The organism is Deinococcus sp., from assembly GCF_025362455.1.
Taxonomy (GTDB): Bacteria; Deinococcota; Deinococci; order Deinococcales; family Deinococcaceae; genus Deinococcus.
In genome coordinates this window covers 1-20,335 of the sequence record NZ_JANYGJ010000080.1, presented here as the reverse complement: position 1 = coordinate 20,335, position 20,335 = coordinate 1, and the positions used below count along the sequence as shown (strand labels likewise).

The 20,335-nt window shown below is 64.2% G+C and carries 17 protein-coding genes; 7 read left to right on the top strand and 10 right to left on the bottom strand.

Annotated elements, in window-relative coordinates; genetic code table 11:
* Positions 1–2,777: DEAD/DEAH box helicase (locus Q0R23_RS05780; RefSeq protein WP_293911356.1), on the bottom strand; the 2,777-nt coding region annotated here is incomplete at its 3' end.
* A gap of 127 nt (positions 2,778–2,904) precedes the next feature.
* Positions 2,905–3,936, bottom strand: a complete 1,032-nt coding sequence (locus Q0R23_RS05775; protein WP_366520392.1) for a HEAT repeat domain-containing protein — start codon at positions 3,934–3,936, stop codon at positions 2,905–2,907.
* Between the two features lie 234 nt (positions 3,937–4,170).
* Between Q0R23_RS05775 and rpe the strand changes: the two genes are divergently transcribed.
* Both rpe and Q0R23_RS05765 read left to right on the top strand, forming a co-directional pair.
* A complete protein-coding gene (gene rpe / locus Q0R23_RS05770; RefSeq protein ID WP_293911354.1) occupies positions 4,171–4,833 on the top strand; it encodes a ribulose-phosphate 3-epimerase in 663 nt (220 codons plus the stop codon).
* Complete coding sequence (locus Q0R23_RS05765; protein ID WP_293911351.1) at positions 4,830–5,585, top strand: 2-phosphosulfolactate phosphatase; 756 nt, start codon at positions 4,830–4,832, stop codon at positions 5,583–5,585. The genes rpe and Q0R23_RS05765 overlap by 4 nt, the downstream gene beginning before the upstream one ends.
* 25 nt (positions 5,586–5,610) lie before the next feature.
* Here the strand turns inward: Q0R23_RS05765 and Q0R23_RS05760 are convergent, their stop codons facing one another.
* From Q0R23_RS05760 to Q0R23_RS05740, 5 genes are all read right to left on the bottom strand, one after another.
* Positions 5,611–6,417, bottom strand: coding sequence for a DUF2268 domain-containing putative Zn-dependent protease (locus tag Q0R23_RS05760; RefSeq protein WP_293911348.1), 807 nt, complete (start codon positions 6,415–6,417; stop codon positions 5,611–5,613).
* The gene (locus Q0R23_RS05755; RefSeq protein WP_293911346.1) at positions 6,414–7,241 is read right to left on the bottom strand and encodes a hypothetical protein; all 828 of its coding nucleotides are present in this window, start codon (positions 7,239–7,241) and stop codon (positions 6,414–6,416) included. Before Q0R23_RS05755 ends, Q0R23_RS05760 begins: the two co-directional genes overlap by 4 nt.
* Complete coding sequence (locus Q0R23_RS05750; RefSeq protein ID WP_293911344.1) at positions 7,238–7,669, bottom strand: hypothetical protein; 432 nt, start codon at positions 7,667–7,669, stop codon at positions 7,238–7,240. The genes Q0R23_RS05755 and Q0R23_RS05750 overlap by 4 nt, the downstream gene beginning before the upstream one ends.
* On the bottom strand, positions 7,666–8,973 hold the full coding sequence (locus Q0R23_RS05745) for a glutamate-5-semialdehyde dehydrogenase (protein ID WP_293911342.1): 1,308 nt from the start codon (positions 8,971–8,973) through the stop codon (positions 7,666–7,668). The genes Q0R23_RS05750 and Q0R23_RS05745 overlap by 4 nt, the downstream gene beginning before the upstream one ends.
* Before the next feature lie 224 nt (positions 8,974–9,197).
* A complete protein-coding gene (locus Q0R23_RS05740) occupies positions 9,198–10,244 on the bottom strand; it encodes a LacI family DNA-binding transcriptional regulator (protein WP_293911340.1) in 1,047 nt (348 codons plus the stop codon).
* A 533-nt stretch (positions 10,245–10,777) separates the two neighbouring features.
* Between Q0R23_RS05740 and Q0R23_RS05735 the strand changes: the two genes are divergently transcribed.
* From Q0R23_RS05735 to Q0R23_RS05720, 4 genes are all read left to right on the top strand, one after another.
* Positions 10,778–12,031, top strand: a complete 1,254-nt coding sequence (locus Q0R23_RS05735; RefSeq protein ID WP_293911338.1) for an extracellular solute-binding protein — start codon at positions 10,778–10,780, stop codon at positions 12,029–12,031.
* A 186-nt stretch (positions 12,032–12,217) separates the two neighbouring features.
* Positions 12,218–13,204: a sugar ABC transporter permease gene (locus Q0R23_RS05730; protein WP_293911336.1), complete on the top strand. Its 987-nt coding sequence runs from the start codon at positions 12,218–12,220 to the stop codon at positions 13,202–13,204.
* Positions 13,201–14,088, top strand: coding sequence for a carbohydrate ABC transporter permease (locus tag Q0R23_RS05725; RefSeq protein ID WP_293911334.1), 888 nt, complete (start codon positions 13,201–13,203; stop codon positions 14,086–14,088). The genes Q0R23_RS05730 and Q0R23_RS05725 overlap by 4 nt, the downstream gene beginning before the upstream one ends.
* 195 nt (positions 14,089–14,283) lie before the next feature.
* Positions 14,284–15,612 carry a GH1 family beta-glucosidase gene (locus Q0R23_RS05720; protein WP_293911332.1) on the top strand — a complete coding sequence of 443 codons (1,329 nt, stop codon included), beginning with the start codon at positions 14,284–14,286 and terminating at the stop codon, positions 15,610–15,612.
* 56 nt (positions 15,613–15,668) lie between these two features.
* On the opposite strand, the gene Q0R23_RS05715 is transcribed toward Q0R23_RS05720, so the two are convergent.
* The 3 genes from Q0R23_RS05715 to nspC form a co-directional block, all read right to left on the bottom strand.
* Positions 15,669–16,724: an Ig-like domain-containing protein gene (locus Q0R23_RS05715; protein WP_293911330.1), complete on the bottom strand. Its 1,056-nt coding sequence runs from the start codon at positions 16,722–16,724 to the stop codon at positions 15,669–15,671.
* Positions 16,725–17,038: 314 nt separating this feature from the next.
* Positions 17,039–17,440, bottom strand: a complete 402-nt coding sequence (locus Q0R23_RS05710) for a hypothetical protein (RefSeq protein WP_293911328.1) — start codon at positions 17,438–17,440, stop codon at positions 17,039–17,041.
* 158 nt (positions 17,441–17,598) lie between these two features.
* Positions 17,599–18,810, bottom strand: coding sequence for a carboxynorspermidine decarboxylase (nspC, locus tag Q0R23_RS05705; protein WP_293911326.1), 1,212 nt, complete (start codon positions 18,808–18,810; stop codon positions 17,599–17,601).
* A gap of 145 nt (positions 18,811–18,955) precedes the next feature.
* Here nspC and trpS point away from each other — a divergent pair, with 145 nt between their 5' ends.
* Positions 18,956–19,954 carry a tryptophan--tRNA ligase gene (gene trpS / locus Q0R23_RS05700; RefSeq protein WP_293911325.1) on the top strand — a complete coding sequence of 333 codons (999 nt, stop codon included), beginning with the start codon at positions 18,956–18,958 and terminating at the stop codon, positions 19,952–19,954.
* The last annotated feature ends 381 nt before the right edge of the window (positions 19,955–20,335 follow it).

Genomic DNA, 20,335 nt, shown 5'->3' with positions numbered 1-20,335 from the left:
TCGGCGTCCAGGCGGGCGCTGACCGGCAAATTGATGCTGACGCTGGGTGCCACCTTGAGCGGTTCGCCCTTGAGCCGCGCCACCGCCTCAGCCAGCAACTCGGTGTAGACGTCGATGCTGACGGCCTGGACGTGCCCGTGCTGCTCCTCGCCGAGAATGTTGCCCACGCCGCGAATTTCCATGTCTTTCTCGGCCAGCAGGTGCCCGGAGCCCAGGTCTTGCAGGTCGGCGATGGCCCACAGCCGCCGCGAGGCGTTCTCGGTCATGCGCGGCGGAAAGAACAGGTAGGCGTAGGCGTCCACGCTGCGCCGCCCGACCCGCCCCCGGAGCTGATAGAGCTGCGCCAGGCCCAGCCGGTCAGCCCGCTCGATCAGGATGGTGTTGGCCTCCGGAATGTCCAGCCCGGTTTCGACGATGGTGGTCGACACCAGCACGTCGAAGGCGCCCTCCTCGAAGCCGAGCATGATCTCTTCGAGTTCTTCCTCGTTCATCCGCCCGTGCGCCACGCCGATGCGGGCTTCCGGCACCAGGTTACGCAGGTACAGGCTGCGTGCCCCAATGCTGGCGATGCGGTCGTGGATGTAGAAGACCTTGCCGCCGCGCTCGATCTCGCTCAGGATAGCCCCGCGCACCGTCAGCGGGTCGAAGGGCGCCAGGATGGTCTGGATGGGGCGGCGGCCTTTCGGCGGCGTCTGGATGCTACTCATATCGCGCAGGCCGACCATGCTCATGTACAGCGTTCGCGGAATCGGCGTGGCGGAGAGGGCCAGCGTGTCGATGGCTTTCACACCTTCGGGCCCGTCTTTAATGAGATTGGCGATTTTCCCTTCTTTGCTGATCTCCGGCATCCCGCGCAGCGCCCGCAACTTTTCCTTTTGCGACACCCCGAAGCGGTGTTCCTCGTCCACCACGATGAGTCCCAGGTTCTTGAACTTGATGTCGCCGCTGAGCAGCCGGTGCGTGCCGATCAGGATGTCTACCTGTCCGGCGGCCAGGTCAGCCAGAATCTGTTTGGCCGATTTGTCGGAGGTGAAGCGCGACAGGCCCTCGACCCGCACCGGCAGCTCCTTGAAGCGCAGGGCGAAGGTGGAGGTGTGTTGCTCGGCCAGCAGGGTGGTCGGCACCAGAATCGCCACCTGCATCCCCGCGCCCACGACGCGGTGGGCGGCCCGCAGCGCCACCTCGGTTTTGCCAAAACCAACGTCACCGGAGATGAGTCGGTCTGCCGGGTTGCCCGCCGCGAGGTCGCGCATGGTCTCGCGCAGGGCGGTTTTCTGGTCAGCCGTCAGCTCGAAGCTGAAGTTCTGCTCGATCTGACTTTCCCATTCGGGATTGGCCGGGAACGAGTTGCCGGGCGTGACCTGGCGGGCGGCGTACTGCACCAGCAGCTTACCCGCCACCTCCTCGGCGTTCTTCCTGGCGCGTTCCTTGGCCTTGGCCCAGGCGCTTTTATCGAGGCTGCTCAGCGCGGGCGGATCGTCGGTGGTGCCGGGGTGGCGGCGCAGGGTCGGCAGCAGCTCGATGGGCACCACCAGCGCGGCGTCGTTCTTGTACTCGACGTTCAGGTAGTCGCGGGTGACGCCCAGCACCGTGCGGGTTTCCAGGCCCCGGAACTGACCGATGCCGTGCTCCGGGTGAATCAGGTAGTCGCCCACCGCCAGCCCCAGCGCGTCGGTGACCGGCTTGCCCGACAGTTTCTTGCCGCGCAGCGCCGAGCCGCCCTGGAAGCCGTAGATCAGGTCCTCGGTCAGCACCACCGTTCGGGCCGCCTCCAGAATGAAGCCGCCCTCGCCGCTGGAGCGCAGGAAGCCCAGCTCGCCTTCCTCCAGTCTGGGGAGTTTCAGCCAGTGAATCACCTTGTCGCCGGTCAGCTTCTCGGTCAGGTAGCTGGCGGTGCGGTCGTGCCGGACCAGCAGCAGCACGCGGTAGCCCTCAGCTTTCCAGGTGCCGATATCGCGCTCAAGCTCATTCAGCCGGGCGCGGTAATACGGCAGCGTGCTGAGCGGCAAGGTCTGGTCGCTCAGCAGCAGCGGGGCGCGGCCAAAGCTGGTGACTTCACGGTTCAGGAGCTGCGCCCACAGCAGGTCGGACACCGGCCCCAGCGCCGAGGCGTAGAACTCCGGGGCGTCGAGGAATACCCGGCCCGGCAACTGTTCCAGGCGGGTGGCGTCCCATTTGACTTCGCTGAGGTAGCCCTCGGTGGGCGCCAGGGCGAAGCGCTTGAGCTTCTCGCCGGGCAGGCCGTCCTGACTTAAAGCCCGCAGCGTGTCGAGTTCGTCGCCGAAGAACTCCGCGCGCAGGGCCGAGAGCTGGCCTTCCCCCGTTTTTGAATGGTACGGTTCAGCGCTCAGGTACAGGTCGAGCGTGTCGCCGCGCAGCACGAAGCCGATCTCGTCCACGCGGCCATCAACCAGGCGTTCGTAGCCCAGGCGCTCCAGGCGAGAGAGCAACTCCTCCCGCGAATAGGAGCGGCCCACCGCGAACACCAGGGCGTGGTCTTCGGGCCGGGCCGGAAACAGATCCATCGCGGTCTGCACGTCCATGACGACGTGCCCCTGCCTGTCGTCCCACTCGCGCAGGCCGGGGTTGACGCTCAGGGGAGCGCCGAGGGCACCGGCGCCTTCATAGAGGCTCAGGCGGTCGGGGGTGGTCAGCAGCAGGCAGGGGCCGTTATGGGCGGCGAACAGCGCGGCGCGGGCGATCTGGGGCAGCAGCAGCAGCGTCCCGACGGGTGCCTGTGGCAGCAGCTTGGGCAGCGAGGGAACGGCGAGGGTCATTACTCCAGTTTAGCGGCTGGGGTGGGGGCAAAAGTGCCGGGGGAAAATTGGTGGAGGCGGGCTCAAGGTTTGACCAGGCTGCCATGATCGGGCAGGCATTCGGTGCCAGACAACCCTCCAGATCCGCTCAGGCAAGTTGACGGGACGGTGCGCGCTCAGCGTCCGCCAGCAGGCGAATCGCTACCGCTCTCAGACGGGCATCGGGGTCTTGGACCGCCAGCGACAATGCCCGCTGCGCCGCCTGACCTGCGAGCTGCCCCAGCGCACTGAGAGCAGCGAATCTCACTTCCCAGTCGCCGTCGCCGAGGAGATCAGCTAGTGCCGGGACCGCCTCGCCGCTCCCGATGAGCCCCAGAATGTCGGCGGCCTGCGCCCGCACCAGCGCTGACGGCTGGTCAAGCGCCTCTATCAGCGCAGGCACGGCAGCGCTGCCAACCTGAACCAGTGCGGTATTCAGCGACTGGCGGTGCTGTGCGCTGGGCTGCCCCAGCACGGCGATCAATCCACCCAGCGCCTCACTGCTGCCGAGCTGCCCCAGCGCGAACACGGCCCGGCGAGCGACCTCGGCGTCCGGGTCCTGGACGGCCAGCAACAATGCCGCCGTCGCCCTCGGCTCAGAGAGCTTGCTGAGGGTATGAACCACCTGGAGGCGCACCGCCGGGTCAGCATGCTCCAGCAGCGGCAACAGCGCCGGGAGGACCGCTGCGCCCATGCGAACGACCGCCCAGGTCAGCGTCTCACGCACAAAGAAATCCGGCTCGGTGATGAGCTGCTCGATCAGCACAGGCAGAGCTTCCTGACGCGCCGCTGCGCCCAGAGAAAAAGCGCTGCGAATACGGGCATTTTTATCGCCCTGAGGATCAGCCAAGGTCTGCATCAACTCAATGACCTCAGCCAGCTCGGCCCAGCCGGTCTCGGACCTGTTCTGTAAGCGCTGCAACTGCGTCACCAACGCCTGATCTCGCTGAAGTCGCAGCCGCGCGGCGGCGAGATGCTGAGCCAGCACCGTCTTCACGTCGCAGGCGGGATCGTCCAGCGCCCGGCCAATTTCCTCCAGGCTCAGGCCGAGAGTCTTCAGGCTGCGAATCTGAAGCAGTCGGGTCAGGTCATCCGGTGAGTAGCGCCGGTAAGCGGCCTCGGTGCGCTCAGTCGCCGTCAGCAGACCCAGGGTGTCGTAGTGACGGTTCGGACGCTCAGTCCCGCCCGCTGCGCCAGCTCTCCGATGTTGAAACGGGTTTCGCTCATTGGGTTGGTCCTCCTCGACGACAGGCTAGACCCTCCCGTAGCGAGAGGGTCAAGACCTGCTCAGCTCGCACCGATGCTCGTCCTGGAACATGGCCGTTCCCAGCTTTCTTCGGCAAAGCCTGACCCCCTCTTTGCTACACTCCTCTACGTGCCTGTCAAACTCGCTCCGAGCATCCTCGCCTGTGATTTCACCCGCCTCGGTGATGAAGTGTCCGCCGTACACGAAGCCGAATACCTGCATGTGGACGTTATGGACGGAATGTTCGTCCCCAATATCAGCTTCGGGCTACCGATTCTCGCGGCCACCAGACGCGCCGCCGCGCCCGGCCAGATCATCGACGTCCACCTGATGATTCAGCAACCGGAGCGCTACCTGGCCGACTTCGCGGCGGCGGGCGCGGACTCCATTACGGTGCATGTCGAGGCGACGGCGCACCTGCACCGGGCCATTCAGATGATTCACGGCCTGGGCTGCCGGGCGGGCGTGGTCCTCAATCCCGGCACGGCCCTGGAAACCCTGCGCCCCGTGCTGCAAGGCGTGGACCTGGTGCTCGTCATGAGCGTCAATCCCGGTTTCGGCGCTCAGCAGTTCATTCCCTCGGCGCTGGAGCGCGTCCGCACCGTGCGCGGCTGGCTGGATGAACTCGGCAGCGCGGCGGAATTGCAGGTGGACGGCGGGGTGGGGCCGGGCAACGCCCAGTCGCTGGTCGATGCGGGCGCCAGCGTGCTCGTCGCCGGGTCGAGCGTCTACGGCGCGGACGGCGGCGCAGCGGGGCTGACCCGGCTGCGGGCCTCGCTGGGCGAAGCATGAAACTCCGGGTCGATCTGCTTCCACACGGCAGTTACTCGGATACCGTGCTGGTCATCGACGTGCTGCGGGCGACCACCACCGCCGTCACGTACCTGGAGCGCGGCGCCGAAGCGTTGCTGCTGACCGCCAACCCCGACATCGCGCTGGGCCTGAAATGGCAACCGGGCGTCACCAATGAGGCGGGCGAGCCGGTCCGGCGCGAGGACTACCTGCTGGGCGGCGAGCGCGGCGGGCTGGCGATTCCCGGCTTCGACTTCGGCAACAGCCCGGTGGAGGCGGCGAGTCAGAATTTCACGGGCAAGAGTGTCGTCATGAACACCACCAGCGGCACGGGCGCCGCCCACATCGCCGCCCAGAGCGGCAGCCGGGTGCTGCTGGCCTCGCTGACCAACGCCCACGCCGCCGCCCGCCGGGCCAAGGCGCTGGCACTGGAGGAAATCGCCATCGTCTGCGCCGGAACCGACGAGCGGGTCAGTATGGAAGACGTCTACGCGGCTGGCGTGATCGCCGAGTACCTGCTGGCCCTGGGCGAACTGAGCGTGGACGACGGCGCCCGCATCGCCCTGACGGTGCGCCGCAGCGCCAGCAACCCGCTTGAGGCGCTGTCGAGCAGCGTACATGGGCAGACCCTGGAAAAGTTGGGGCTGGGCGAGGACGTACGCTACGCCGCCCAGGTCTCGGAAAGTACCGTGGTGCCGGTGCTGGCCGAAGTGCAGGACATCGAAGGGGTGCTGCGGTTCGTGAGCGCGTGAGTAAATATAGGGGCAAACCGTCCGTCTAATTTACCTCGATCAGTAGTTGTTGGCAATATTTGAAGACTTCCTGAGACGATTCGCGGCGCGACAGCTTGAAAAGATCTTTCAAGTCTTGCCCATTCGAAATTAGATGTTGAACTAACCTATAGCCTAAACGATAACCAAATTTCGTGATGGTCCGTTGCGCTTCCCCAGACGTCTCATCAGATAAAGATTCCTCAATAAAGCTTTTTAATTTCAGTAATTCTACGTAGGTTATTTGCTGTTTGTGATACACATGCTCCTCGCCTAGAATTGCCTTGACCAAGCTTTCGCTCAGGCCCTCCTCAAATATGGCATGGTTGAAATACGGAAATGAAGTGTCTGAAGTGGCACGATATCTCAGAAAATGCCCAAACTCATGAAGTACAGTTGCCTCCATTCTGTCTTCAAATCCAGGTAGTATGTAGAGACGTGCATAGGGACCGAAAACTTGCCTACTACTGATATCATCCCCGTTACCATAATCGCCGCCCACCCCGCCGACCTCGATTGCACTTACGTTGTTTGAGGCCGCTTGATAAACTACAACATCCAGCGTATCCCATTGAGAGTAAAATGACTCAATTAAATATGTTTTATATGTTTCTTCAAGAATATCTTTTAGATGTTTTGCTTTGTCTTCAAGCTGTTGTTTATATACTTCAATCAGAGGAACAACATCTCTAACTTTAGAGTGAATCGAGTCAAGAACTCTAATACGGTCTTCGGACCCGCTGTTTAGACGAGTCCAGGTCTGAGGCAAAGCCGGATCGACGACGACGTGGATATTTATAATAGGTTCAGTCATATTGTAGTGGCCTCAGTCCCATACATCACGTTCAGCTCCTCTATCCCCAGCCCCAGCGCCAGATCGTGCGCCCGCTCCGGCTCAGTGTCGCCCCAGCTCTCTAAGGTCATGTGAACGGCGCCCGCCTGAGCCACCGCCGCGCAGACCGACAGCAGCAGGGCTTCCCGTAGCCCGCTGCCCGCCAGGTCCGGGCGCACGGCGGGCGAGTCAATCGCGGCCAGCCCACCGTAGAGCTGCGCCCAACACAGGCCCACTGCCTCGCCGCTGGCATCATAAGCCAGGCGACTGAGCGCCAGATCGTTGCGCTCGGTGATGAGCTGCACTGCTTCCGGGGTGACATGCGTATGGCCGATGCGGTGCTCGTAGGCGTGCTGGGCGGCCAGAATATCTTCCGCTGAAGCTTCCGACATCGGCACCAACTGGAAGCCATCTGGCACCATCACTTCGCCACCCGGCACCGGCCCGCTCAGGCGAGAGTAAGCCCCGACGGGGCGCAGTCCGGCAGCCTCCAGCGCCGATATCGGCCACAGATGCTCCTCGGCGTAGGCGTAGAGCCGGGGCTCGGTGCCCAGCGCGGCTTGCAGGAGCGCCAGCGCGGCCTGAGTCTGGTCCGGGCCGGGCAGGGCGCCGCCCATGACTTCTAAGCCGTGTGCGGGCGTGGAGCGCAGGCCCAGGGCGCCCAGCGGAGCCTCATCATCAATGCCGACCAGCCAGGCCGATGTCATCTGCTCGGTGGTGGGCAGCATTTCCAGCTCGGTGGAACTGTACAACTGGGCAAAGGTCGGCAGGGCCGCCAGGGGCGAAACCGGACGAGTCCGCATCACGGCTGGCGACTCTTCGCCACCTGAGCCGCCCACCAGCCGCGCAGCCACTGGCGAAAGGCCGGATACTTGCGCCCTAAGATGACCCGCGCCTTGCGGTCCTTCTCGCCTCGCAGGGCAGCGACCTGCACGTTGACGGCCTGGGCCTGGGCACGACTCTGAGCGGCCTCACCCAGCCGGGCGACCTGGGCCTCACCGGCCCGCAGGCGGCGCAGCGACTGCATCTGAAAGGCGCTCAGGTGCAGCTCCGTACTCAGCCTGAGCACCTCGGCACGCGAGGAGGGCAGCCCGAACAACCGGGTCAGCACCGGACTGCCCGGCCAGGGATCGGTGGGCGCAGCGGTAATTGGAGCAGCGGTGATTGGCGCAGCGAAGGCAGTGACGCCCAGCGCCAGCAGCAGCCGGAGCATCTTCGACGTCGGACCCCTCAACCCCGCACCTGACCGTCGCCGCGCACGACCCATTTGGTGGTGGTCAGTTCGCGCAGGGCCATCGGACCGCGTGCGTGCAGCTTCTGGGTGGACACGGCCACCTCGGCGCCCAGGCCCAGCTCCCCGCCGTCGTTGAAGCGGGTCGAGGCGTTGACGATCACGGCGGCGGAGTCCACTTGTTGCACGAAGATCTCGGCCTGCGTTTCACTGCGGGTCAAAATCGCGTCGGTGTGGTTACCGTACTCGGCGATGAAGTCCAGGGCGGCGTCCAGATCGGGCACCGTCTGGATACTCAATGTCAGCGACAGGAATTCCTGGCCGAAATCGGCGGGCACGGCGGGCACGGCGGGAATACCAGCAGCGCACAACAACTCCAGCACCTGTGAATCGGCGCGGAGTTCCACACCTTGCTGGACCAGCGCCCGGCCCAGGGCGGGCAAGGCCAGCGCCGCCGAGGCCGGGGTCAGCAGCAGCGTGTCGAGCGCGTTGCAGACGCTGGGCCGCTGGACTTTGGAGTTCAGCACGATCTCGGTGGCGCTCTGCACGCCCGCCGCATCCGCGACGTAGCTCTCGTCGATGAACAGATGCACCACGCCCACGCCGCCGACGATCACCGGCACGGTGGCGTTTTCCACGCAGAAGCGGTGCAGCCCGGCGCCGCCGCGCGGGATGATGGCGTCGATGAGGTCGTCGAGTTTCAGCAGTTCGAGCATCCGGGCGCGGTCCGGATCGCTGATGACCTGCACGGCGCCTTCGGGGATGTGGTGCTCGCTCAGCGCCGCCGCGATGACCCGGCCCAGCACGGCGTTGCTGCGGGCCGTCTCCTTGCCGCCGCGCAGGATCACGGCGTTGCCGCTCTTGATCGCCAGCGTCGCCACGTCCACCGTCACGTTGGGCCGCGCCTCGTAGATGACGCCCAGCACGCCCAGCGGCACCCGGCGACGCGAGACGCGCAGGCCGTTGGGCCGCGTGGCCTCATCCAGAATTTCGCCCACCGGGTCGGGCAACTGGGTCACGTTCTCCACGTCGGCGGCAATAGCGTCCAGGCGGGCCGGGGTCAGCATCAGTCGGTCGATGATGGCCTCGCCGATTCCGGCAGCGCGGGCGGCCTCCACGTCGCCGAGATTGGCCGCCAGAATCTCAGCCGCGCCGGTCCGTAGCGCCGCCGCCACCGCCCGCAGCGCCGCGTTTTTCTGCTCGGTGGGCAGCGCCCCCAGCACCCGCCCGGCCCGGCGAGCGAGGAGCGCCATCTCGCGCACGCTCAGGGAGGAGGATTCAGTCGTCGGGGCAGGCGTGGAAGTCATAGCGGTAGGGTATCAAGGTGGGGGAGGCGTGTGGCGTGTGGGAAAAGATTTGGGATGCGGTGCGGGTCCACTACACCAGATGAGACCAGATGAGACCAGATGAGACCGTCCCACCTACGCCTCTCACCCACGCCAGAGCGCTCCAGGGCAGCGTTCCCTCAACTCCGAGTCCCACGCCGTTCCCACGAGCCACGAGCCACACGCCACAAGCCACACGCCTCTCCCTACCGCCGCAGCGCCCGCGTCGATTCGCGCAGCACCAGGTTGAGTTGCAGTTGCGCCAGAACCGGTGACGTGTGATTCATCAGGTCGTGGGCGGCGCGGGCGGCGGCCTCGCCGAGCTGCTGGGCGGGCTGGCGCACGGTGGTCAGCGGCGGCACCATGTAGGCCGACACCGGCAGGTCGTCAAAGCCGATCAGCGATACGTCGTCCGGCACGCGCAGGCCCTTGCGGTGCAGCGCCAGGTTGGCACCGAAGGCCATCTGGTCGTTGGCGGCGAACACGGCGGTGAACGGCAACTTGCGCTCGACCAGCCCCAGCATGGCGCGGTACGCCACCACCTCCAGAAAGTCGCCCTCCAGCACCCATTCGGGGCGCACCTCCAGACCGTGAGCGGCCATGGCGTCGCGGTAGCCCTGCAACCGGGCCAGAGCGTCTTCCTGCGTCGGGCGGCCACACAGATGCACGATCTGGCGGTGGCCCAGCTCGATCAGGTGACGGGTCGCCAGCGCCGCGCCGCCGCGCTGATCGAGGGTCAGCAGCGCCGCGCCCAGGCTCAGGCTAACCCGGCTCAGGCCGCTCCGGCCCACGATCACCAGCGGCAATCGCCCGACCAGCGCGGCCAGCCGGGCTTCGGGCAGCAGACCGCCCACCACGATGATGGCGTCGACGTTGTGGTCCAGAAAGACGCGCAGGGCTTCTTCCTCAAATTCGACGTTCCAGTGGCTGCTTTTAAACAGTGGATGGTGTCCGGTTTTCTCCAGCACGCCCTCGATGCCTTTAATCAGCTCGGCGTAGTAGGCGCTGGAGATGTCCTCGACCAGCACGCCCACCGTCTGGGTGGTGCCGTTGACCATGCTGCGGGCCACCGCGCTGGGCCGGAAATTCAGGTCGCTCAGCACCTGCTGCACCGCCTGCTCCAGTTCGGGGCGCACCCGCTTGCCGTTCATGACCCGCGACACCGTGCTGATCGACACCCCGGCGTGGCGGGCCACATCACGGATGGTCAGCGCCCTGGCAGCCTCACCCGGTGAACCTAGAGCAGATGTCATAAAAAGGGTCTTTTTATGACCGAGCGGAGCGAGTAGTTTTGACTGAGCAGGACGCAGAATGGAGGCGCGGGGAGGCTGTTTTCCCCGTGGCGTAATTCGGAGTACTGCTCTGGACGGGTCATGCAGAAAACGTTATCACGCCCGCGCCGCGCCGAACCGGGGTGCGGCAAGGCTGACTCGGCTGCGTCAAGCCGGAACCCGCTCACGCCAGATCGGGGCATCGACAGCGCCAGATGAAGGCCGCACCGCTCAACACCGTTCCCGGCCACAATTTGCCCCAGCAGCCCGGAAGCCCGTCTGAGTCGGCAACAATTCGACTTCACGGGCCGACACCCCCAGTACATAAACGGCGGATACTTGCAAAAAACGTTTTCCAGTCCTATGCTTTTCTCACCACAAATAGCGCCTGTTCGGGATGCGATTACCGTGCATTTCTGTTCAGGTCTGCTGGCCTGCCTTTCAGATAACGTTTTTTGCGCCTGCTTCTCGCCTTTCTACCTGCTTGCTTCTGTTTGTTCCACGGAGGTTTTACCATGAAGATTCAACGCTTGCTCGCCGTGACGGCCCTGCTGACCCTCAGCCTGGCCAGTGCCCAGGACAAGACCGTCCTCACCGTCGGTGTCTTCCCCGACCTCGACAGCGTGGTCAAGGCCGCCCTGCCGGGCTTTTACAAGCTCTACCCCAACATCGAGATCAAGATCAACTCGCTGGCCTACGGCGACCACCACAACGCCCTGACCACCGCCCTCTCCACCGGCAAAGGCGCCAACGACGTCGAGGCCATCGATTTCGGCTACGTGGCCAAGTTCGCCGAGGGCAACGGCATGACCGATCTGAGTAAGGCCCCCTTCGGCGCCGGAGCGTACAAAGACCAGTTTCTGTCGTTCACCTTCCCGCAGGCCACCACCCAGGACGGGCGCATCGTGGGCATGCCCACCGACATCGGCCCCGGCTCGATGTTCTTCCGCACCGATCTGCTGGCCAAGGCCGGAGTCAGGCCCGCCCAGATGAACGCGAGCTGGGAGTCGTACATCGAGAACGGCAAAAAAGTCGTGGCCGCCAACCCCGGCACCTTCCTGATTCCCGACGCCTCGGAGGCCGCCTCGATCATTTTGCGCACCGGCCTGAAATCCGGCGACGGCCTGTATTTCGACAAAACCAACAAGGTGCTGATTAGCCCCAGCAACCCCCGCTACGTGCGGGCCTTTACCATCGCCAAGGCCATCCGCGACGCCAAGCTCGACGCCAAGGCGGGCGGCGCCTTCTCGCCGGAGTGGACCACCGCCTTCCAGAAAGGCAACCTGGCCACCGAGTTCTCCGGCGCCTGGCTGGTGGGCCACATGCAAAACTGGCTGGCCAAGGACTTCGCAGGCAAGTGGAACGCCCAGGACCTGCCCGGCAAGACCTTCGCGAGCTGGGGCGGCTCGTTTTACGGCATTCCGGCCCAGAGCCAGAACAAAGACGCCGCCTGGACCTTTATCAAGTACATGACCACCGACAAAAACCAGCAGGTGCTGGCCTTCAAGACCACCGGCGCCTTCCCGGCCCTCAAGGCCGCGCCCCGCGACACGGTGTTCGCCCAGGGCGTCGCCTACCTCGGCGACCAGAAAGCCCGCGTCATCTGGCGCAACGCCGCGTCCAAGATCACGCCCATCGATGTCAACAAGCTCGACTCGGTGGCCGAGCAGATCGTCAACGACGCCCTGACCACCGTGCTCGACGGCAGCAAGGACATCCCCACCGCCCTGGCCGACGCCCAGCGTCTGGTCGAGCGCCGCACCAGATAAGGCCGCGACTGGCTACCGACGCCCAGCACCTGAATAGACCTTGATCTGACTGAGATGAGCGTGGGCATGACCGGCCACGCTCATCTTCTGCATGTACCACTGTCTCCATGTAGCGCTATCTGTCTGTGCCACTGTCAGTATGTACGTACCACTGTATCTACCAAAGAAGGCGAAGGAGGCCCATCCGTGACCGTCATTCCGACCAAACCGCCGACCCGGCGCACTTCAGCAGGCGGCTGGGACAACTTCCAGCGCAGGTACGCACCGTACATCTTCATCAGCCCGTTTTTCGTCCTGTTTCTGATCTTCGGGCTGTTTCCGATCATCTTCAACGCCTATCTGGCCTTTCATCAGTGGACCCCCGGCACCGGCCTGGGCGAGATGAAGTTCGTCGGTTTTCGCAATTTCGCCGACAACTGGACCGACCCGACTTTCTGGCAGTCGCTGCGCAACACCGCCGCCTTGGCCGTCGAAAGCGGGCTGCCGCAGCACCTGATCGCCATTCCGCTGGCCTTCGCCATCCACACCGGGCTGAAAAAAGCCCAGCACCTGATTACCGCCGTGTATTTTTTGCCGTACATCACCTCGGTGGTGGCCATCTCGGTGATCTTCTTTACGCTGCTGAGCTGGCAGTACGGCGTCATCAACGCCATTCTGGGCGCCCTGCACCAGCTTCCGCTGATCGGCGGGCTGTTTCCCGGTGAGAAGGTCAACTGGCTGGGCGAAAAGAGCTTGGTGCAGCCGTCGATTGCCGCCGTGATCGTCTGGCGCTACGTGGGCTGGAACATGCTGCTGTACCTGTCGGGCCTGCAAGCCATTCCGGGTGAACTCTACGAGGCCGCCGCCATCGACGGCGCCACCAAGAGCCAGCAACTGCGCTACATCACGCTGCCGCTGCTGCGCCCCACCATCTTCCTGGCCGTGACCCTGAGCCTGATCGGCGGCTTCCAACTGTTCGAGGAGCCGTTCATTTTGACCAACGGGACCGGCGGCACGTCCGGCGCGGGCCTGACCACCATCATGTACATGCTGCGCACTTACGTCTCTTACACCGAGGCGGGCCTGGCCGCCGCGATGGCCTGGATGCTCTTTGTGGTGATCGGCATTCTGACGGTCGTCAACAACCTGCTGTTTGGCCGCTCCGGCCTGGCGGGCAACGAGGGCAGACGATGACGTCCGCACCGGCTCCCAAGCCGCTGAGCAAAGCAGCGCGCCCGGCGGCGGGCATCAGCGGGCGGGCGCCCCTGAGCCGCCTCGGCGCCATCGCGCTGCTGGCCTTCGGGGGGCTGCTGACGCTGCTGCCATTTTACTTCATGTTTATTTTCGCCACCCACCCGCGCCAGGAAATCTTCTCGATCCCGCCACCCGTCTGGTTCGGCGATCATTTGGGCGCCAACTACGACAGCCTGCTCAGCCGCATTCCCTTCTGGCGCAACCTCTGGAACAGCCTCTACCTGTCGGTGCTGACCACCGGCACCACGCTGTTTTTCTGTTCGCTGGGCGGATTTGCTTTTGCCATGTACGACTTCAAGGGCAAAAACTTCCTGTTCGGGTCGCTGCTGACGACGCTGCTGATTCCCAGCAGCCTGAATATCGTCCCCTACGCCCTGATTATGCAGGCCCTCGGCTGGATCGATACGCCGCGTGCGCTGTGGATACCGGGCATGGCGAGCGCCTTCGGGATTTTCCTGATGCGCCAGTACATCGGCAGCGCCATTCCCAAGGAGCTGGTGGAGGCCGCCCGCATCGACGGCGCCAGCGAGTTCACGACCTACCGCAAAGTGATCGTGCCGCTGACCGGCCCGGCGATGGCGACCCTCGGCCTGGTGACCTTCGTGCAGTCGTGGAACAACTTCCTGGGGCCGCTGATTATTTTTCGCAGCGCTGAGACCTACACCGCCCCGCTGGCCCTGCGCACCCTCCAGAGCATCGCCAACACCGACTGGGGCGCCCTGATGTGCGGCGTGGTGCTGACCGTCATTCCGCTGCTGATTATCTTCGCCTTCGCCTCCAAACGCCTGATCGAAGGGCTGACGGCGGGGGCGGTCAAGGGGTGAAGGTGGCTGGTGGCTGGTGGCTTGTGGCTGGTGGGAACGGATGAAAGATGAGACAGCCACCGCCACGCCGACATTGAGAGCATCGTCCCGTTTCAACCCCGCGTCTGCCTGTCTCTTTTCGCCCTTCACACAGGCCACACGCCGCAGGCCACGCGCCACCAGCCTCTGTCCCTCCACGCCCCCTACGGAGCTTCCATGGCCATTCCCACTTCCAACACGTCCAATCCACTGACCCGCGCCGACTTTCCGGCGAACTTCATCTTCGGGGTCGCCACCTCCTCGTTTCAGATCGAGGGCGCCACGTTTGAGGATGGGCGCGGACCGAGCATCTGGGACACCTTCTGCGCCGAGCCGGGCCGCATCAGTGACGGCAGCAATGGCGAGGTGGCCTGTGACCACTATCACCGGCTGGAGAGCGATCTGGACATGATCCAGAGCCTGGGCGTGGGCGCCTACCGCTTCTCGGTGGCCTGGCCGCGCATTCAGCCGAGCGGCACGGGCGAAGTCAACGAGGCGGGCCTGGCCTTTTACGAACGCCTGGTCGACGGCCTGAACGCACGCGGCATCGAGCCGCACCTGACGCTGTACCACTGGGATTTGCCGCAGAAGTTGCAAGACATCGGTGGCTGGACGAGCCGCGAGGTGGCCGTCCACTTTGCCGAGTACGCCCGCATCGTCACGGCGCGGCTGGGCCATAAGGTGCGCAGCGTCGCCACGCTCAACGAGCCCTGGTGCAGCAGCATCCTGAGCTACCAGCTCGGCGAGCACGCCCCCGGCACTCACAGTCGCCCCGCCGCGCTGGCCGCCGCCCACCACCTGCTACTGGGTCACGGCCTGGCCATGCGGGCGATGCGCAAACTGGCAACCGGCGCCCAGCTCGGCATCGTGCTGAACCTGACGCCCGCCTACGCCGCCGCGCCCGAATTTGAGGCCCAGGCCCGCCTCGCCGAAGGGCGCTTCGACGACTGGTTTCTGGGTCCGCTGCTCCGGGGCGAGTACCCGCAGGACATCTGGGAGCACTACGGCGCCGACGTGCCGCAGATGCACAGCGGTGACCTCGGCATCATGGCCCAGCCGCTGGACTTCCTGGGCGTCAACTATTACAGCCGCCAGCTCATCGGCGCCGACTTCAGCGGCTTGCCCGGCGCTGAGGCCACCGATATGGGCTGGGAAGTCTATCCGCAGGGCCTGAGCAAGTTGCTGAGCGACCTGAAGCGGGATTACGACCTGCCCCCGGTGATGATTACCGAGAACGGCGCGGCCTTTCCGGACGTGCTCAGCGCTGATGGCCGTGTCCACGACGCCCGGCGCGTGAGCTACCTGGGCGCTCACCTGCGGGCCGTGGCCGAGGCGGCACACTCAGGCGTGGACGTGCGGGCCTACTTCGCCTGGTCGCTGATGGACAACTTCGAATGGGCCAAGGGGTATGAGAAACGCTTCGGGCTCATCTACGTGGACTACGCCACCCAGCAGCGCACCTTGAAAGACAGCGCCCACTGGTACAGGGCGCTGGCGACGAGCTGAGCAGAACAGGAAGCGGCCCCGTCGATGATTGACGGGGCCGCTGTTATGGTTGGCGCTCAGGGCATCAGGTAAGTGACGGTCAGTTGAGCCTTGTTGGTTGAGTTGCTGATGTCGATGTTGTCGGCCTTACCATCCGCGTTGGTCGCAAGCGGAAAGCTCATGCGCACTTCTGTCAAGTTGCCCCGCGCCGCACGGTTGCTCAGGTCATCTTGCACCCAGGGCGTGACATTGCCGAGGTTCCAGCCAGTCGAAGTGCCTTTGAACAAACAGATGATAATGGCACCACCACAAGGCGTTTCGTCGGTCAGGCCCGTGGGGTCGCTGCCGGGAATCGCCGGAATGTTGTAAACCGAGCCACTGACAGTGTTGCCGTAAGCGACGTGATCGAGGACGACGCTCTTGTTTTGTAAGATGCAGAATTTGCCGGTGCAACTGGGGAACAACTTGGAAAACGGCGAACCGTTGATCGGCGAGTTCACAAACATCCGTACCTGGGCCGAGAGCACGTTGGCCGGAACCAAGTCGGTGGGCAGCGAGCTGAGGTCGAAGCCGACGAAGCCGCGCCGCGAGGTGTTGTCGGTCTGGTCTCCCACTTCGATGTCGAAGTTGATCGGCTTGATCGTCTGGGCATTGTCGATCTCCCCCACCGTCCCGGCCTTGATCGGCAAGCTGCTCGACAACTGCCGGAAAGTTTTGAAGCTGCTGGTGCTGGCCGGGTTGCTCAGCGCGTTGCCTTTGACATCGGTGGCGGTGTTGCTGACGCTGAACGAGTAGCTCTTGCCGAGGGCGGTGTACGCCAGCTCGGCGTTGGGCTTGACGGTCATGACCGTGCCGTCAGTGTTCCAACTGATGGTGTTGGCGCCCAGGTCCGCCGACTGAAAGGCCGCCTGGGCGCTGGACTGATTCATCGCCTCGGAGAAGGTGACGACGACGCTGGCGGTCTTGGCAACACCGATCGCGCCAACAGCCGGAGACACTGAGACGATGCTGGGCGGCGTGATGTCGGGGGTCACCACCACCGGCGGAGTCGTGGTGCCGCCGCCGCCACAAGCGCTGAGGCTCAGGCTGAGCAGGGCGAGGGCCGAGGCGCTAAACAGAGTACGGTTTTTCATGGTGATTCTCCTTGGTGGGTAAGAGGGCGGCTGAACTGGTACAGACTCCGATCAAATCGTTTTGCAAAACGGTTTGATCCGACCAACGGGAGTAGGAGAAAGTACGGGCTCTGCGGTATGGAGGAACATCCGGTGCGTTTGCGGATGATTCGGAATGGAGCGGAGTCCGTATAAGACGATGGTAGAAAACCGGGCGTCAAAGGGGCGTCAAAGCCGTGTTAAAGCCGTGTCAAAAACGCGTCGGAATGCCTGGCAATGCAAAGCGCCCACTTCTTCACCGAAGTGGGCGGCTGAACCGAATTTCGGAATGATGACTACAAGACCAAGGCGTGGGTCTTCCCCTGTGCCAGTTCGGCACCCAAAGTGGCGATGGACCCGGCCCAACTCAGGTCGGCCTGACTCAATTCGGCCTGGCCCGCATCAGCTTCGTCGGCGCTGACCGACTGCCGGGGCCTGAGCACCAGCACGCTGAGCCGGGCATGCGGCGCCACGAAGGGCAACCAGGAATGGGCCAGGTAACCGTGCGCCTGCCGGGCCTGGTCGAGCAGCACCTGACCCTCACCGCCCGACTTCGCCGCGCCGCGCACGTTCAGGCCGCGCAGCACCAGCACGGCCTGATCGCCGCTGACCGTCTCCCAGATGTCGGCCTGCGCGAACTGGTCAATACCGGCACTGTCACGGTATTCAAAGTTGTGAGCCCCCCGCAGCAGTCGCACCGACCTTCACCCCCTGAGCTGCACCGACACCTGGACTGCACCCGCTCTGGCCCGAAGCTAGCCTGGGCAGATGGCAGTTATCGTCAGCCTAAATGATGAGCCAGGTACACATGACCCTCAAGTGAGTATAGAAGTGGTCGGCGCGGGGGCCGGATGTTTTAGCTCAATTTGGCCCGGAACTGGTCGTAGCCGAACTCGCGCACCAGCTCGTAGGTTCCGTCCGCGTGCCAGATGCCGATATCGGGATGCTTGACGCCGTTGAAGAAACTGGTCTTGACCATGGTGTAGTGGATCATGTCGTCGAAGATGACCCGCTCACCGACCTGCAAGGCGTGGTCGAAGGCGTACTCGTCGATCACGTCCCCGGCCAGGCAGGTCGTGCCGCCGAGCAGGTAATCGTGGCCCAGCTCACCCGGCAGACCCGCCCCCAGCACGCCTGGACGGTAAGGCATTTCCAGCACGTCGGGCATATGGGCGCTGACCGACACGTCTAAAAGTGCGGTCCGCTTACCGTTCTCCACTACGTCCAGCACGGTACTGACCAGCCAGCCGGTCTGCCAGCCGAAGGCCGAGCCGGGCTCCAGAATCACGTCCAGATTCCACCTTGCCCGGAACGCTATGACTAGCTCGATCAGCCGGTCGGTGTCATAGCCCTGGCGGGTCATCAGGTGGCCGCCTCCCATGTTGACCCATTTCATCTGAGGCAGGTAGTCGCCAAAATTACGCTCGACAACTTCCAGTGTGCGTTCCAGGGCACCCGCGTCGCTCTCGCACAGCGTATGGAAATGCAGGCCGTCTACGCCGTCTAGGAGGTCAGGCCGGAAGTTGGCGCGGGTCACGCCCAGGCGGCTATGCGGACCTGCCGGGTTGTACAGATCGGTTTCGACCTCGGCGTATTCGGGGTTGATACGAATGCCGATCTGGACGTGTTTACCGGCCTGGCGCGCGGCCATGACCTGCGGCCTGAAGCGCTCCCACTGCGAAAACGAGTTGAAGCTCAGGTGGTTGGCCAGCTCCAGAATCTGCGGAAACTCGCCCTCGCTGTAGGCCGGGGCGTAGACGTGGACCTCGCCGCGCATCTCCTGACGGGCCAGCAGCGCTTCGTTCAGGCTGCTGGCGGTGGCGCCGGAAATCCCGTACTCACGCATGACCGGAAAGGTGCTGAACATCGAGAAGCCCTTGAAGGCCACGATAATCCGGGCGCCGCTGTGCGATTGCACCTGCGAAATCAGCGCCAGATTGCGCCGCAGCCGCGATTCGTCGAGCACGAAGGCGGGGCTGGGAATGGTGTCCCAGGGCACGGCGGCGGTGGGCGTGACCTCCGGCAGTTCGATGGGGTAGCGCAGGGCCTGGGGAAGCAGGATGGTCATGGAGTAAGGGTACAGGGTGTGGGGAGTGGGAAGTGGGTTGTGGGGAGGGGCGCGGGAGGCGGTGCGCGGGGAGAAGTAGGAAGTGGGGCTTGATCTTTGCCCACTGCCCACTCCCCACTTCCCCACATGCTCTAGACTTCGCCTCATGTCACGAGTGTTTTCCGGAATTCAGCCGACGGGCGAGCCGCATATCGGCAACCTGTTCGGGGCGATGTTCAATTACGTCAAGCTGGGCGAGCAGTACGGCAAGGACGCGATTTATTGCATCGTGGACCTGCACGCGCCGACCAACCCGAACGCCTACGACAAGGCCACGCTGTCACGCCTGACCTTCGAGATGGCGCTGGCGAACCTGGCCGCCGGGCTGGATCCGCAGAAGGTCATCTTTTTCGTGCAGTCGCAGGTGCGCGAGCACAGCGAATTAGGATGGCTGTTCACGCTCCAGACCCCGGTGGGCGAACTGGAGCGCATGACCCAGTACAAGGACAAGGCCGGGCAACTGGAGAGCATTCCTGCCGGGCTGCTGATGTACCCGGTGCTTCAGGCCGCCGACATTTTGCTGTACAAAGCAGGTACCGTGCCGGTGGGCGAGGATCAGGTGCAGCACATCGAGCTGGCCCGCGAGGTGGCCCGGCGCTTCAACCACAACTTCGGCGAGACGTTTCCGGAGCCCAAAGCCGTGCTGACCAAAGAAGCCCTGCGCGTGCCAGGCGTGGACGGGCACGGCAAGATGAGCAAAAGCAAGGGGTCGAACAGCACCATCGGCGTGCTAGAGGGCATGGAAAGCATCTGGGCCAAGCTGCGGCCCGCGCCCACCGACCCGGCCCGCGTTCGCCGCAGCGACCCCGGCAACCCCGACATCTGCCTGGTGTTCGATTACCACAAGCTGTTCTCGGATTTAGACACCATCCAGATGGTGAATACCGAGTGCCGCACGGCAGGAATCGGCTGTATCGACTGTAAGAAGGCGCTGCTGCCCGGCATCGAGCGCACGCTGGCGCCGATTCAGGCCCGCGCCGTCGAGCTGAAGCAGGAACCCGATCAGGTCTACGACGCGCTGCAAGACGGCGCCAAACAGGCCCGCGCCATCGCCGAGACCACGATGGGCGAAGTCCGCGAGAGGATGGGGTTCCTGGGGCGGTGAAGGGAATGGGTTGAGGAGACTGACGCACGGCGCGTGGCTTGCGGGAAGGGATGGAAGGCATTCGATGCGCTCACTCCCCTCACCCTTCCGCCGCTGCGCGGCTCCCTCCCTCTCCCAGAGGTAGACGGGTCAGGAACGTGCGCCCAGTGGTGCTTTTCTGCTCAAGTAAACCACTACCTTCCAGCACAGTCAGTTATGGGCAGTTGCGGAGCACGGGCGCCCTACGTAACCGGCCACGATGTGGAGAACGCGGTGAAAGAAAGTGCGTGTGGGACGAATGGGATGTACCATCCATAGCGGAGCGACCAACTCCCTCGCCCCATCTTGGCTCACCGATCCGGGAGGCATGTTTATGAACTTTGGAAAGCTGGGCCTGATGGC

Coding starts and splice junctions, on each gene's coding strand:
- Q0R23_RS05765 (WP_293911351.1), top strand. CDS start 4,830: ATGAAACTCCGGGTCGATCTGCTTCCACACGGCAGTTACTCGGATACC.
- Q0R23_RS05760 (WP_293911348.1), bottom strand. CDS start 6,417: ATGACTGAACCTATTATAAATATCCACGTCGTCGTCGATCCGGCTTTG.
- Q0R23_RS05745 (WP_293911342.1), bottom strand. CDS start 8,973: ATGACTTCCACGCCTGCCCCGACGACTGAATCCTCCTCCCTGAGCGTG.
- Q0R23_RS05740 (WP_293911340.1), bottom strand. CDS start 10,244: ATGACATCTGCTCTAGGTTCACCGGGTGAGGCTGCCAGGGCGCTGACC.
- Q0R23_RS05735 (WP_293911338.1), top strand. CDS start 10,778: ATGAAGATTCAACGCTTGCTCGCCGTGACGGCCCTGCTGACCCTCAGC.
- Q0R23_RS05725 (WP_293911334.1), top strand. CDS start 13,201: ATGACGTCCGCACCGGCTCCCAAGCCGCTGAGCAAAGCAGCGCGCCCG.
- Q0R23_RS05720 (WP_293911332.1), top strand. CDS start 14,284: ATGGCCATTCCCACTTCCAACACGTCCAATCCACTGACCCGCGCCGAC.
- Q0R23_RS05715 (WP_293911330.1), bottom strand. CDS start 16,724: ATGAAAAACCGTACTCTGTTTAGCGCCTCGGCCCTCGCCCTGCTCAGC.
- nspC (WP_293911326.1), bottom strand. CDS start 18,810: ATGACCATCCTGCTTCCCCAGGCCCTGCGCTACCCCATCGAACTGCCG.
- trpS (WP_293911325.1), top strand. CDS start 18,956: ATGTCACGAGTGTTTTCCGGAATTCAGCCGACGGGCGAGCCGCATATC.